Annotated in this window: 13 protein-coding genes; 5 read left to right on the forward strand and 8 right to left on the reverse strand. The window is 72.0% G+C overall.

What is annotated here, in order from left to right:
* Window positions 1–4: 4 nt before the first annotated feature.
* Window positions 5–1576: a sugar transferase gene (locus D7044_RS22590; protein ID WP_120690157.1), complete on the reverse strand. Its 1572-nt coding sequence runs from the start codon at window positions 1574–1576 to the stop codon at window positions 5–7.
* 266 nt (window positions 1577–1842) lie between these two features.
* Window positions 1843–2703, reverse strand: a complete 861-nt coding sequence (locus tag D7044_RS22595) for an Fpg/Nei family DNA glycosylase (RefSeq protein ID WP_120682922.1) — start codon at window positions 2701–2703, stop codon at window positions 1843–1845.
* Between the two features lie 134 nt (window positions 2704–2837).
* On the opposite strand from D7044_RS22595, the gene D7044_RS22600 reads away from it, so the two are divergent.
* Window positions 2838–4130 (forward strand): glycosyltransferase family 4 protein, encoded by a 1293-nt coding sequence (locus D7044_RS22600; RefSeq protein ID WP_120682920.1) that lies wholly within the window; start codon window positions 2838–2840, stop codon window positions 4128–4130.
* Between the two features lie 187 nt (window positions 4131–4317).
* Here the strand turns inward: D7044_RS22600 and D7044_RS22605 are convergent, their stop codons facing one another.
* The 5 genes from D7044_RS22605 to D7044_RS22625 all read right to left on the reverse strand — a co-directional run bounded on the left by D7044_RS22605 (window position 4318) and on the right by D7044_RS22625 (window position 8139).
* The gene (locus D7044_RS22605; protein ID WP_120690118.1) at window positions 4318–5043 is read right to left on the reverse strand and encodes a CDP-alcohol phosphatidyltransferase family protein; all 726 of its coding nucleotides are present in this window, start codon (window positions 5041–5043) and stop codon (window positions 4318–4320) included.
* Window positions 5018–6085: an iron-containing alcohol dehydrogenase family protein gene (locus tag D7044_RS22610; protein ID WP_120682918.1), complete on the reverse strand. Its 1068-nt coding sequence runs from the start codon at window positions 6083–6085 to the stop codon at window positions 5018–5020. The genes D7044_RS22605 and D7044_RS22610 overlap by 26 nt, the downstream gene beginning before the upstream one ends.
* Window positions 6073–6804 (reverse strand): phosphocholine cytidylyltransferase family protein, encoded by a 732-nt coding sequence (locus D7044_RS22615; RefSeq protein ID WP_120682916.1) that lies wholly within the window; start codon window positions 6802–6804, stop codon window positions 6073–6075. The genes D7044_RS22610 and D7044_RS22615 overlap by 13 nt, the downstream gene beginning before the upstream one ends.
* A 121-nt stretch (window positions 6805–6925) precedes the next feature.
* The gene (locus D7044_RS22620; protein ID WP_120682914.1) at window positions 6926–7693 is read right to left on the reverse strand and encodes a hypothetical protein; all 768 of its coding nucleotides are present in this window, start codon (window positions 7691–7693) and stop codon (window positions 6926–6928) included.
* Window positions 7690–8139, reverse strand: coding sequence for an NUDIX domain-containing protein (locus D7044_RS22625; protein WP_120690119.1), 450 nt, complete (start codon window positions 8137–8139; stop codon window positions 7690–7692). The genes D7044_RS22620 and D7044_RS22625 overlap by 4 nt, the downstream gene beginning before the upstream one ends.
* A 117-nt stretch (window positions 8140–8256) precedes the next feature.
* Between D7044_RS22625 and D7044_RS22630 the strand changes: the two genes are divergently transcribed.
* The 3 genes from D7044_RS22630 (at window position 8257) to corA (ending at window position 11544) form a co-directional block, all read left to right on the forward strand.
* Window positions 8257–8649: a CBS domain-containing protein gene (locus D7044_RS22630; RefSeq protein ID WP_120683164.1), complete on the forward strand. Its 393-nt coding sequence runs from the start codon at window positions 8257–8259 to the stop codon at window positions 8647–8649.
* 188 nt (window positions 8650–8837) lie between these two features.
* Window positions 8838–9932, forward strand: a complete 1095-nt coding sequence (locus tag D7044_RS22635) for an aminotransferase-like domain-containing protein (RefSeq protein ID WP_120682910.1) — start codon at window positions 8838–8840, stop codon at window positions 9930–9932.
* A 466-nt stretch (window positions 9933–10398) separates the two neighbouring features.
* Window positions 10399–11544 carry a magnesium/cobalt transporter CorA gene (gene corA, locus D7044_RS22640; protein ID WP_120690120.1) on the forward strand — a complete coding sequence of 382 codons (1146 nt, stop codon included), beginning with the start codon at window positions 10399–10401 and terminating at the stop codon, window positions 11542–11544.
* Window positions 11545–11739: 195 nt separating this feature from the next.
* Here corA and D7044_RS22645 read toward each other — a convergent pair whose 3' ends face one another.
* Window positions 11740–12519 carry a hypothetical protein gene (locus D7044_RS22645; protein ID WP_120682904.1) on the reverse strand — a complete coding sequence of 260 codons (780 nt, stop codon included), beginning with the start codon at window positions 12517–12519 and terminating at the stop codon, window positions 11740–11742.
* Window positions 12520–12603: 84 nt separating this feature from the next.
* Between D7044_RS22645 and D7044_RS22650 the strand changes: the two genes are divergently transcribed.
* On the forward strand, window positions 12604–13134 hold the full coding sequence (locus tag D7044_RS22650; protein WP_120682902.1) for a peptidylprolyl isomerase: 531 nt from the start codon (window positions 12604–12606) through the stop codon (window positions 13132–13134).
* The last annotated feature ends 23 nt before the right edge of the window (window positions 13135–13157 follow it).

The raw sequence follows: 13157 nt of genomic DNA on the forward strand, positions 1-13157 counted from the left end.
GGGGTCAGTACGCGCCCTTGCGGGCGAGCACCACGCCGACGGTGCGCCAGAGGATGCTCAGGTCGTATGCGAGCGACCAGTTGTCGACGTAGTAGAGGTCCAGCCGGACCGCCTCGTCCCAGGAGAGGTCGGAGCGGCCGGAGACCTGCCAGAGGCCGGTCATGCCGGGGCGCACCAGCAGGCGCCGGCGGACGTCGCCCAGGAAGTCGCCGTCGTCGGCCGGGAGCGGACGCGGCCCGACCAGCGACATCTCCCCCCAGAGCACGTTGATCAGCTGCGGCAGTTCGTCCAGCGAGGAGCCGCGCAGGAAGCGGCCCACCGGGAAGACCCGGGGATCCTGCTTCATCTTGAAGAGCATGCCGTCGGTCTCGTTCTGGTCGACCAGGCTGGCCAGCCGATCCTCCGCGTCGACGTACATGGTGCGGAACTTCCACACCCGGAACGTGCGCCCCTCGTGACCCACCCGCGGCTGCCGGAAGAAGACCGGCCCGGCGTCGGAGATCTTGATCGCGATCGAGATGGCCACGAAGACCGGGATCAGCACCAGCAGCCCCAGCCCGGCGGCGACCCGGTCCATCAGGTTCTTGGCCAGCAGCGCCGGACCCGACAGGGTCGGCTCCTCGACGTGCAGCAGCGGCAGCCCCTCGATCGGGCGGATGTGCACCCGGGGGCCGGCGATGTCGGTGAGCTGCGGGGCGACCACCAGGTCGACGCCGGAGCCCTCCAGCTGCCAGGCGAGGCGGCGCAGCTCGCCCGGCTCCGCGCTGGCCGACCCGCAGACGGCGATGGTGTCCCCGCCGACCTCCCGGACCAGGGCGAGCACGTCGCGGCCCGCGTAGACCGGAACGGGGGTCTCCAGACCGCGGGCGGCCGCGTAGCCGTCCGTGAGGTGGATGGCGACCGGCACCAGACCCGCCGCCGGGTTCCGGGTGACCGCGCGGTACACCTCGAGGCACTCCGGCAGGGTGCCGACCAGGATCATCCGGTGACCGCCCTGGCCGATGTTGCGCCGCACCACGTGCAGCACGAACCGGGTGAGGCTGCGGCCGAGCAGGATCAGCAGCAGCGCGCCGAGCAGGGCGGTGCCGACGGTGTAGCGGGACAGGTCGGTCTTGGTGGCGAAGGCGAGGAAGGAGACGGTGGCGGCGACCGCCACCCCGGCCCGGATCACCCGCTTGAACTCGTCCGGGCCCAGACCGAGATAGCGCCGGTCGTACGCGCGGTTGCCCCAGAGGATGATCACCCAGCCCAGCGGCAGCAGCACGAACGCCACCGTGAAGAACCACGTCGGGTCCTCCTGGGCGTTGTAGAAACCCGCGGCGGCCTGGTCGAAGGTGTGGATCGCGGTGAAGCTGGCGAACGCGGCGGCCGCGAAGTCGAGCAGCAGGAGAATGGCGATGTAGGGACGGTGCCAACGGGAGACCCGCCGACGTGCCCGGGCCCACGCCGACCGGGGAACGCCGTTGTGTGTCGGCGGTGTCGGCGGCTGGATCTCGAAGCTGTCGACGTGCCGCACGAGTTTGCTCCGGCCTGTGTTGGTTACCGGGCGCTGGAGGCTTGTCGTCACCTCACCCATGTCCTCCCGCATGACGCGGGCCGCTCACTCATCGTGAGGACCCGGGTCGCCCACCGTCCCAGTCTCCCACGGCGGACCGGACCGGGCGCCGGACCCGAAGGACATCGCGCCCCGCTGGTGCCGGCGGGATCTGGCCGGCTCCACGCCATATCAGAAGCCGGGGACCGGGCCACTATACCGATGGATGATGCGGTTGGTAGAACTGCCGAGCAGGACCTTCCGCGTTCTCCGGACGATTCCCCTCGGTAGCTCCCGCGTGTCGTTACTCACCGTACGAGCCGGGACAGCCGACGGTCAGCGAGCGGCTTGCCGCCGGTTTGACAGGTGGGGCAGTACTGGAGGCTCGAGTCGGAGAAGGAGACCTCCCGAACGGTGTCGCCACAGACCGGGCAGGGCAGCCCGGTGCGCGCGTGCACCTTCAACCCGGAGCGCTTCTCGCCCTTCAACTCCGCCGCCCGCTGCCCCAGCGACCGGGCGACCGCGTCGCCGAGCACCTGCCGGGTGGCGGCGTGCAGGGCGGCGAACTGGTCGTCGGTCAGCCGGTCGGTGAGCGCGTACGGGGAGAGCTTCGCCGCGTGCAGGATCTCGTCGGAGTACGCGTTGCCCACCCCGGCGAGCACCGCCTGATCGGTCAGCACCAACTTGACCCGGCCCCGCCGGCTGCGCAGCCGCTCGGTGAAGACGGGCAGGTCGGCGGTGAGCGCGTCCGGGCCGAGCTTCGCCACCCCCGGCACCGTCGCCGGGTCGGTCACCAGGTACGCGGCCAGCTTCTTCTGGGTGCCGGCCTCGGTCAGGTCGAAGCCGGAGCCGTCGTCGAGGCGTACCCGCAGGGCGATCGGACCCTTGCCGGGGCGCAGCGGGGCGGCGCTGGGGAAGGCCTCCCGGTATTGCAGCCACCCGGCCCGGGCCAGGTGGATCACCAGGTGCAGGTCGCCCTCGAAGACCACGTCCAGGAACTTGCCGTGCCGGCGCGCGTCGACCACGGCACGGCCGGTCACGGCGCTCGGCGCCGGATCGTACGTCTTGAGGGCGCTGATCGCGGCGACCTCCAGCCGGTCGACCCGCCGCCCCACGGCGCGCTGGCGCAGGTAACCCGCGAGCGCTTCCACCTCCGGTAGCTCGGGCATCAGACAACGGTAGCCTTCTTTTCCGTGAGCGCGAGGAATGAGCTTGCGAGTCCCGCAGTCGGGAACAATGGGGGCCCCGTGAGCGCGAGGAATGAGCTCGCGAGTCCGGCAACCGGGAACAGAGGGCGAGCTCAGTGAAGATCGTGGTGGCGCACAACCGGTACCGCCAGGCTCAGCCGTCCGGCGAGAACACGATCGTCGATGCGGAGATCGCCCAGCTCACCGCGGCCGGCGTCGAGGTGCTGCCGTTCATCCGCAGCTCCGATGAGATCCCCACCATGCCGCGTACGGCCAAGGCGCTGCTGCCGGTCTCACCGATCTACGCGCCGCAGGCGCAGCGGGAGCTGAGCCGGTTGCTCACCGAACACCGGCCGGACGTCCTGCACCTGCACAACCCGTACCCGCTGCTCTCGCCCTGGGTGGTCCGCACCGCTCACAAGCACGGGGTGCCGGTGGTGCAGACGGTGCACAACTACCGGCAGGTCTGCTCCTCCGGGCTCTACTTCCGGGACGGGATGATCTGCCAGGACTGCCGGGGCCGGGCGCTGGGCGTACCGGCGATCGTGCACCGCTGCTACCGGAACTCCCGCGCGCAGAGCGCCCTGATGGCCACCACGCTGGCAGTGCACCGGCCGACCTGGCGGTCGGTCGACCGGTACGTCGCGTTGACCTCGGCGGTCGCCGCGCACCTGCGCGACTACGGCATCCCGGCGGACCGGATCGTGATCAAGCCGAACGGAATCCCGGACCCGGGGCAACCCGCCCCGCTCGGCGACGGTTTCCTCTTCCTCGGCCGGCTCTCCCCGGAGAAGGGGCTGGACCTGCTGCTCGACGCCTGGCGCCGGCACCCGGACGGCGCGCTCGGTCCGCTGCGCATCGCCGGGGACGGCGAGCTGCGCACGCTGGTCGAGGCGGCGGCCGCCGAACGGTCGGACGTCACCTACCTCGGCACGCTGGACCGGGCCGGGGTGCGCGCCGCGCTGGAGGCGAGCGCGGTGGTGCTCGCCACCTCCACCTGGCACGACGTGCTGCCCACCGTGATCATCGAGGCGCTGGCGAGTGGCCGGCCGGTGCTCGGCACCGCGCTGGGCGGCATCCCGTACCTGGTCGGGGCGGACACCGCGCGCGTACCGGCCGGAACCGGCTCGGCGCAGGAGGCCTCGGCCGCGACCGGTTCGGCCACCTCGGTGCCGCTCGCGGGCCCGGTCTCCGGGACGTCCGCCGTGCCGGCGGGCATCGTCACCGGCGAGGCCGGCTGGGCGGTGCCGCCCGAGGCGGCCGCGCTGGCCGCGGCCCTGCCGCTGGCCCGGACGGGTGCCGCCTCGCTCGCGTCGGCGGCCCGCTCGCGCTACGAGCGCACCTTCCACCCCGATGTGGTCACCGGCCAGCTCATCGACGTCTACACCAGCGTCACCCCCACCCACTGACCCCCCCACCGACCTCCCACGCCACCACGCCACCCCACCCCGCATCGAGGCCGCTCTTTCACGGAGAGAGTGGCTGTCCGGGAGCCCGAGGGCACTCTTTCCGTGAAAGAGCTCGCGGGGTGGGGCGGGCGGCGCGACGGGGCGCGGGGCGGCGCGACGGGGCGCGGGGTGGGGTGGGGTGGGTGGGTCAGCGGAGGGAGGCGCGGGCGGAGAAGGCGATGCTGGCCAGCAGGAAGCCCCCGTTGACCAGGGTGAACGCCACCATCACCCAGAGCGTCACGGCGGGGGCGAGGAGCAGCACCAGCGCGGCCACGAAGATCACCGCGCCGTAGTCGCGGACGAGCTTCGCGAGGCGTACCGGCAGCGAGGTCGAGGTGACCATGCTCGCCGCGTTCGGACCGGCCTGCATCACCGAGGTGACCAGGTTGACCATCCAGGTGCCGGCGAACGCCGCGACCAGCCAGGTCGGGGTCGACGGGTACTGCGCCACGGCGGTCGCGGAGAGCGCCGCGACCAGGGCGATCTGGGCCGCCACGTCACAGAGCACGTCGACCCGGGCACCCGCCGGGCTGCCCGTGCCGGTGACCCGCGCGAGCTGGCCGTCCGCGCAGTCCAGGGCGTACGCCACCTGCCAGCCGACCAGCGCCAGCAGCCCCACCACCCAGGCCGGCACCTCGCCGGACGCCACCCGACCGGCGAGCGCGACCACGGTGACCGAGGTGGCCAGCCCGAGCACCAGATTCGCGACGGTCAGTGCGGTCGGGCGCAGGCCCAGCCGGTACGCCGCGAGCGCGAAGGTGGCGCCCAGCCACTGACTGATCGATTCACTGAAGAGGCCCCCGCCCCGATTTGTCCGGTGGAAATCGGCGACGGTGGGACGAAACGGCTCAGTCAAGGTGGTCGTGGATTGCACCGGCGTAGTCTGCCAGCCGGGCTCGGACGTCGGAAGGCGACAGCGCCAGATGTTCGAGGATGGTGTACCGGTCCGGCCGGGTCCGCGGCGCGAAGATCACCGCGTCGACGAACTGGTCGTCGGTCAACCCCACCTCGGCGGGGGTGACCGGGAGGTTGTGCCGGGCCAGGCAGGAGACCATCTGGGCGAAGCGGTGCGCGTCCCCCCGCAGCCAGGTGCAGAAGAGCGCGCCGAGCCCGGCCAGCTCGCCGTGCGAGGCGGTGTCGGGGAAGAGCGCGTCGACCGCGTGCATGATCTCGTGGCAGCCGCCGCTGCACGGTCGGCTGGTGCCCTCGATCGCCATCGCCAGGCCGCTGGAGATCAGCGCTTCGGCGAGGACGGTGACGAAGGCGTCGTCGCCCATGTCGCCCGGATGGTTGATCACCGCTTCGGCGCCGGCCCGGGAGAGCGAGGCGGCCAGCCCGTCGAACGGCTCGCCGCGTACCACCCGCGCCAGCTCCCAGTCGGCGAGTGCGCTGATGTTGCTCACCACGTCGCCGATCCCGGCCCGGTTGTGCCGCTCCGGACCGCTCTCCACGAAGTCCAGGTCGACGACGACCGCGATCGGGATGTGCACGCCGTAGGAGCCCTTGAGCCCGTCGGTGACGAGGCTCGCCACCGGGGAGGCGATCCCGTCGTTGGCGAGGCTGGTGGCGACCGAGACCATCGGTAGGCCCCGCCGGGTCGCCGCGTACTTGGCCACGTCGATGGTCTTGCCGCCGCCGATGCCGACCACCGCGTCGTACGACCGGGTGCGGAGCTTGCCCTCCAGGTCGTCGGCCGCCTGCAGGGTGCCGCCCGTCACCGTGAACACGTCGGCCGACCCGAGCGTGGGCCGGATCAGCTCGGCGATCCGCTCGCCCTGGCCGGGGCCGACCACCACCGCCACGTCACCGCCGGCGGAGATCCGTCCGTCGGCCAGGATCGTGGCCAGGTCGGCCACCGCCCCGTGCCGTACGTCGATGTGCAGTGGAGTCAGTACGGACCGGGCTAGTAGAGGCACGCGATCTCCCGGGCGCGGGACAGGTCGGCGTGGTTGTCGACCTCGACCCAGGAGACGTCCCCGATCGGCGCCGCCCGAACCTCGCCGCCCCGGTCGGCGAACTCCTGGTAGCCGTCCTCGTAGTAGAGGTTCGGATCACGCCGCCAGGTCGCCTCCAGCGCGTCGGCGAGGGCGTCGGCGACCTGCGGCTCGATGAGGGTCGCGCCGATGTACTCCCCGTACGCCTCGCCCGGGTCCATCAGCTTGGTGATCCGGGTGAGCTGGCCGGCGGCGTCGAAGGTGGTCTTCATCTCCTCGTCGGCGAGCGCCTTGAGGGTGTCCACGGCGAGCAGGATCCCCGCCCCGCGCTCGGCCAGCAGCGTCTTCTCGACGCTCACCGGGTGCACGGTGTCGCCGTTGACCAGCAGCACACCCTGCCGGAAGTACTCGCGGGCCAGCCAGAGCGAGTAGGCGTTGTTCCACTCCTCGGCCTTGTCGTTGTGCACGAGGGTGAGGTTGACGCCGTACCGCTTCTCGAGGTCGGCCTGCCGCTCCCGGACCGCGTCGGCCGCGTAGCCGACCACGATCACGATGTCGGTGAGCCCCACCTCGGCGAGGTTGCGCAGCGCGATGTCGAGGATGGTGATCTCCCCGTCGACCGGCACGAGCGCCTTGGGCAGTGTGTCGGTGTAGGGGCGCAGCCGGCGCCCCGCCCCGGCGGCGAGCACCATCCCGATCATGCCGGCAACCTCCCTCGTACGACTCCGGTCACCGCTGGAGGATAGCGCCGTGTCCGAGACCGTCTCCCGTCAACCGGGCTTCGCCCGCTGTTCACCCGGGGAGCGCGGACGGATCGGCTGTTCAGCCGGGGAGCGCGGCCAGATCGGCGAGGACGCTCAACCGCTCCTGCGCCGTCAGCGCCTCGTACGGGCCGGCGGCCCGGCGGTCGGTCTCCTGCTCGATCGCCAGCCGCTCGGGCCCCGCCGGCAGGGCGGTCACGCTGAGCGCGGTGTGCCCGGCGACGGCCCAGGCGGCGGCGTGCGCGTCGGAGCGGTGGTGGCGCAGCGTGCCGAGCCGGTTGAGCAGCAGGACGCCGGGCGGGGTGCCGTCCGGCTCGTAGGGCGGGGCGACCGCGGCGAATGCGGCGCCCGCCGGGTCCGGCTCCTCGGCCGCGAGCACCAGCGCGTACGTCAGGAGCCGGCCGAGCGCCTCGACCAGGCGGACCACCCGCTCCTCGTGCCCGGTCCACAGTTCGCCGGTGACGTCGGCGTGCAGCCGCCAGAGTTCGGCGAGGAACGCCAGCCCGCGTTCGGTGGCGGCCAGCCCGCCGTCCGGTCGGCGGTGCAGCATCCCGTACGCGACCTGTTTGTCCAGCGCCCGCCGGCACTCGGCCGCGTCCCGGTAGCGGGTCACCGCGGTGAACCCGGGGTCGTCGACCACGCCGCCGGGCTCGGCCAGCCGGGTGCGGAGCTCCACCAGGAAGCCGGTCGCGGCCGGTCCGCCGTACCGACGGCTCAGCTCGGTGCCGCGTTCCTGGCCGGCGGCCATCCCGGCGAGAAAGGTCCGGTCGACCGCGGGTGCGACCAGCCCGGCGTACCGGTGCGGCGCCAGCTCGACGGCGTGGCTCACCGACCCATGGCACGCAGGGCGGCGAAGGCTTCCTCCGCGATCCGGCGGATCAGGCCGTCGTTGACGTCCCGGTGCTCGTCCAGCAGGGGGAGGTCCTCCTCGGTGAGCCACCGGTACTCGGTGTGCTTGCCCGCCTCCAGCCGGGGCCGGTCGAGGTCCCCCTCGACCTGGACCAGCCAGTCGTTCTCGATCCGTTCCAGCCCGTCGTCGCCGACGTAGCGGTACTCGCTGACCGGGCGGATCAGCCGCGCGACGGTCCAGCCGGTCTCCTCGGTCACCTCCCGGCGCAGCGCCGTCTCGACGTCCTCGCCGGACTCCAGGTGGCCGCCGACCACGTCCCAGCAGTTGGGAAAGAGGCGCCGGTGCGGGGATCGGCGCTGGAAGAACAGCCGGCCGTCGTCGTCGACGATCAGGGCGCCGGCGCAGCGCAGGGGCTCGGTGGACACGCCCCGACAGTAGCGAGCCGACCGACGTCTCGGCGATGCCGAGGTCTTGTTCCGGCGACATCGACGAACCACTATGTCCGTACCGGAGGTCACCGTCCCGAAAAGGAGTGATGCGTGATGCAGGTACGGGAAGCGATGACGAGCGAGGTCCTCGTGGTCGGTCCGGAGCACACGCTGCGGCAGGCGGCCCGGATGATGTCGGCTCGTGGGGTCGGCTCGGCGGTGGTGATCGACCCGGACTCCGAGGGCATCGGGATCATGACCGAACGGGACGTGCTCAACGCCATCGGCGCCGGTCTCGACTGTGACGTGGAGCGCGCCGCCGCGCACCTCACCTGGGAGGTGGTCTACGCCGTACCGGAGTGGACGCTGGAGGAGGCGGCGGTGGCGATGGCCCGGGGCGGGTTCCGGCACCTGGTGGTGCTCGACGGCCGCGAGGTGGCCGGGGTGATCTCGGTACGGGACATCATGCGGGTCTGGGCCGCCGGTCGGATGGTGTCGACGGGCTGAGTCGAACCGGGCAGATCAGCTCGGGGCGGGCACAACGGGTCGGTCTGGTGCAGCACGACCCGCTCGCCCTTCCGGCCCGACTTGTTCCGCCGCCGGTCCGGCCCAGGTCACCCGACCCGGTGGCTCAGGATACGGACATCGCCGTGCCGTCGGCGCGGCCGTGGTGGCCGCCCGTACGCTCAACAGCCATGACCGCCGAGCAGCTGATCTCCTTTGCCCGCGGAGCTCCCTCGCTGGACATCGTCGATGTCGAGGGGCTCAAGGCCGCCGCCGTCCGCGCGTTCGACGCCGACCCCGCCGGGGTCACGGCGTACGGCACCTCCGTCGGGTACCCGCCCCTGCGCCGGTGGATCGCCGAGAAGCACGGGGTGACGCCGGAGCAGGTGCTGATCACCAACGGCTCGTTGCAGGCCGACGCGTTCCTCTTTGACCACCTGGTCCGCCCGGGTGACGCGGTGGTGGTCGAGCGGCCCACCTACGACCGGACGCTGCTCAACCTGAAGCAGATGGGCGGCGAGCTGCACGGCGTCACCATCCAGCCGGACGGCGTCGACACCGCCGAGCTGCGCAAGCTGCTGGAGTCCGGGGTGCGTCCCCGACTGGCGCACATCATCCCGAACTACCAGAACCCGGCCGGCGTGACGCTCTCCCTGGAGAAGCGGCACGAGCTGCTCGACCTGGCGGCCGAGTACGGCTTCACGATCTTCGAGGACGACCCGTACGCGGACATCCGGTTCCGGGGCGAGGCGCTGCCGTCGATGCTCTCGCTGGACACCCGCGACGTGGTGGTGCATGCGTCGAGCTTCACCAAGACGGTCTGCCCCGGCGTCCGGGTCGGCTACCTGGTCGGACCGACGGACCTGATCGCGGACATCGCGAAGAAGGCGACCAGCCTCTACATCTCGCCCGGCATGGTCTCCGAGGCGATCGTCTACCAGTTCTGCGTCTCCGGCGAGATCGACCGCTCGATCGAGACGGTCCGGGCCGCCCTGGGCGAGCGGGCCCGGGTGCTCGCCGAGTCGCTGCGTCGCCACCTGCCCGAGGCGCGGTTCGTGGAGCCGGACGGCGGCTACTTCCTCTGGGTGGAGCTGCCCGAGGACGTCCTGGTCGAGCGCGTCGCCCCGGCCGCCGCGGAGCGTGGCGTGGCGGTGGTCAAGGGCAGTGACTTCGTTCTCGACGGCGGCCGGCACGCGCTGCGGCTGGCGTACTCGGCGGTCACCGTCGACAAGATCGATGAGGGCGTACGCCGGCTGGCGGAGGCCGTGAAGACGGTCCGTGGGTGAATTCTGTCGGATTCCTGACAGAAGGCTTCGACCGGCCGCTCCGGGGCTCCCGCCCGGGCGGCCGGCGGCCCACAATGCTGCGAGCGTCACTCACGTCGCGTGGCGGCCGTCGGCCCGCCTCCTGACCCGGCCGAGCCGGCACCGGGGGCTCGCATCGACCAGGTCGCACCCGTGACGAGTGACGCGGCCAGCAGAACCCTCGCCCCCACAGGGCGCCGGGTGGGCCGTGTCGTCCCCCTCACCCCCCGATGCGACCCGGCCCGCCCGGCGCCGCCCAGACTCCTTCGTCACAGGGCGTGACGGTCCGGTTCGGCGTACCCTGCAATCCGGCTCGCGAGACGGTCGGGAAACCCTGCGGCGGCGGCGGCTCCGCCTCGCCGGCCCCGGGGTTTCCCGACCGTCTCTGGGCCGTGCGGGTGCGGAGCCGGCGCGACGAGCGCGGCTCACCGTGGTGAGGGGGTGTGCGATGACAGGTCGTGACCAGCGGGGCCGGACGACCCCGCAGCACGGCGGCCGGCTGCCGATGCCTCGATCCTGGGCGGCGCCGGTACGGGCGATGACCCGGATCCTCAGCACCGACGGCGCGCAGCGCCCCCCGGAGCCGGTCGAGGCGGGGCACGACGCGGTCGTCGACTGCGCGCTCTACGTCGACGGGAAACGACAGCCCGGGGAGTGGAACTACGCCGATGCCCTGGCCGCCGCCCGGAACGAGGACGGCTTCGTCTGGCTCGGGCTGCACCAGCCGGGGCTGGAGCAGATGAGCGCCATCGCGGCCACCTACGGGCTGCACGAACTCGCCGTGGAGGACGCGGTCAAGGCCGCGCAGCGCCCGAAGCTGGAGCGGTTCGGTGACGTCAGCTTCCTGGTGCTGCGTACCGCCCGCTACTGCGAGCACGCGGAGCTGACCGAGCACTCCGAGGTCGTGGAGACCGGGCAGGTGATGCTCTTCATCGGGCCGAACTTCCTGATCAGCGTCCGTCACGGGGACGCCGGCCGGCTCTCGCCGATCCGGGCCGACCTGGAGAGCAAGCAGGAGCTGCTGCTGCACGGCCCGTGGGCGGTCGCGTACTCGATCACGGACCGGGTGGTCGACCTGTACCTGGAGGTCGCCGACAAGATCGAGGACGACCTGGACACCCTGGAGGCCCAGGTCTTCGACCGCAACGGCAGCGGGCGGATCCAGCGGATCTACCAGATGAAGCGGGAGTTGGTGGAGTTCAAGCGGGCCGTCGTGCCGCTGCAACGCCCGCTGCTGAACCTGACCTCGCAGGTCAACCGGGAGGTGCCGAAGGAGATCCGGCGCTACTTCCGCGACGTGCAGGACCACCTCAGCCGCACCGTCGAGCAGGTGAACTCGTACGACGACCTGTTGAACTCGATCCTCCAGGCGAGGCTCGCCCAGGTCACCGTCGACCAGAACAACGACATGCGCAAGATCGCGGCGTGGGCGGCGATCGCCGCGGTCTGGACGGCCATCGCCGGCATCTACGGCATGAACTTCAAATACATGCCGGAGCTGGACTGGAAGTACGGCTACCCGGTCATCTGGGCGCTGATGCTCGGCTGCTCGTGGCTGCTCTACCGCTGGTTCCGCCGCAACGGCTGGCTCTGACGCCCACCGGCATCCCGCGGCGGCGGTCGCCTCGGCCGGGTGACCGGCGGCGGTCGCCTCGGCCGCGATGACCGGAGCCACCGCCCGCTGCCGCCGGCCGCACGGCTCGGGCCCGGCCGTGGACATGCGGAAGCGCCGGCGAACGCGGGTCGGTTCCCGCCGTGCCGGCGCTGTCCGCGAGATATGAGCGGTCGGTCAGCGGCGCCCGTTGGTGCGGGCCTTGCTCGTCGCCTTGCTCACGTCGTCGGCCGGACGGCCGGACGCGTCCGTCGCGCCCTCGGCGACCGAGGGGACCTTGTCGGTCGGCTGGATCTTCGACCCGCCGCTCGCCGGGATGGTGGTGGCGCTGTCGCCGCCCGCCACGGCCGAGCTGCCGGCGCCCGTCGAGCCACCGGACGTCCGGGGCGTGGACGCCTCGGCCATCTTCGCGCCGGCCGGCGTCGACCGGGTCCGGACCTCGATCGTGTCCATCTCGTCGTGCATCGGCTCCAGGGTGCGGGTGGGGTCGTACTCGGCCCACTCCTGCTGCTCCCGCCGACGCCGTACGGCCATCATCCCGGCCACGCCGGCGATCGCGCCCGCGGCCAGCAGGCCGGTCATCATCCGGCGGCGACGGCGCGGCTGTTGCTTCTTCCCGCTGATCCGCATGTTCCTCGACTTCGCCTTCCTGGTCATCGAACCCGCCTGCGCGGCACCGTCGCGGGCGGCCGCAGCGAGCGGGGCGAGCGAGGTGAGGGTCGTGTCCCAGCCGGTCGCGGCGCGATCGCGCAGCATCGTCGCCGTCGGTCCTACGTGGTCCCGAGCGGCCTGGACACGCGGACCGACCGTCGCGCCCGCGCCCCTCGCGGCATACGTGGCTGCCTGCAGCAGGTGACCGATGCCCTGATTCAACTCGGCCTTTGCCAGCTGCCCCTGGGACTTACGCCGTCCCCTTCCAAACACGGTCCCACCTCCTGGGAGTTGTTCCTTCGTCATCCTCCACCTTCGGATGCCTCCGCGATGCCAGATCGGGCACATGGGAGGATCCGCATGGAACTGACCAACGAGTGAGGAGTACCCGTGGCCGAGGCCATCTACGCCACCTTGCACACCAACGCCGGCCCGATCCGGCTGGAGCTCTTCCCGAACCACGCGCCGAAGACCGTCAACAACTTCATCGAGCTGGCGGAGGGGACGCGCGAGTACGTCGACCCCCGCACCGGTCAGCCCGGCAAGGGGCCGTACTACGACGGCACCATCTCGCACCGGGTCATCTCCGGCTTCATGATCCAGATGGGTGACCCGACCGGCACCGGGCGTGGTGGCCCGGGCTACAAGTTCGCCGACGAGTTCCACCCGGAGCTGCGCTTCGACCGGCCCTACCTGCTCGCCATGGCGAACGCCGGGCCGGGCACCAACGGCTCGCAGTTCTTCATCACCGTCGGCGCGACGCCGCACCTGAACAACCGGCACACCATCTTCGGTCAGGTGGCGGACGAGCAGTCGGCGAAGGTCGTCGACTCGATCGCCAACACCCCGACCGGCCCGAGCGACCGTCCGCTCCAGGACGTCGTCATCGAGCGGGTCGAGATCGAGCGCTCCGCCGCCTGAGGCGCGCGCGAGGTACCTTTGCT

Origin of the sequence: Micromonospora musae, from assembly GCF_003626635.1 — a bacterium.
GTDB lineage: Bacteria > Actinomycetota > Actinomycetes > Mycobacteriales > Micromonosporaceae > Micromonospora > Micromonospora musae.

Coding starts and splice junctions, on each gene's coding strand:
- D7044_RS22590 (WP_120690157.1), bottom strand. CDS start 1,576: ATGGGTGAGGTGACGACAAGCCTCCAGCGCCCGGTAACCAACACAGGC.
- D7044_RS22630 (WP_120683164.1), top strand. CDS start 8,257: ATGCAGGTACGGGAAGCGATGACGAGCGAGGTCCTCGTGGTCGGTCCG.
- D7044_RS22645 (WP_120682904.1), bottom strand. CDS start 12,519: ATGACGAAGGAACAACTCCCAGGAGGTGGGACCGTGTTTGGAAGGGGA.
- D7044_RS22635 (WP_120682910.1), top strand. CDS start 8,838: ATGACCGCCGAGCAGCTGATCTCCTTTGCCCGCGGAGCTCCCTCGCTG.
- D7044_RS22595 (WP_120682922.1), bottom strand. CDS start 2,703: ATGCCCGAGCTACCGGAGGTGGAAGCGCTCGCGGGTTACCTGCGCCAG.
- corA (WP_120690120.1), top strand. CDS start 10,399: ATGACAGGTCGTGACCAGCGGGGCCGGACGACCCCGCAGCACGGCGGC.
- D7044_RS22615 (WP_120682916.1), bottom strand. CDS start 6,804: ATGATCGGGATGGTGCTCGCCGCCGGGGCGGGGCGCCGGCTGCGCCCC.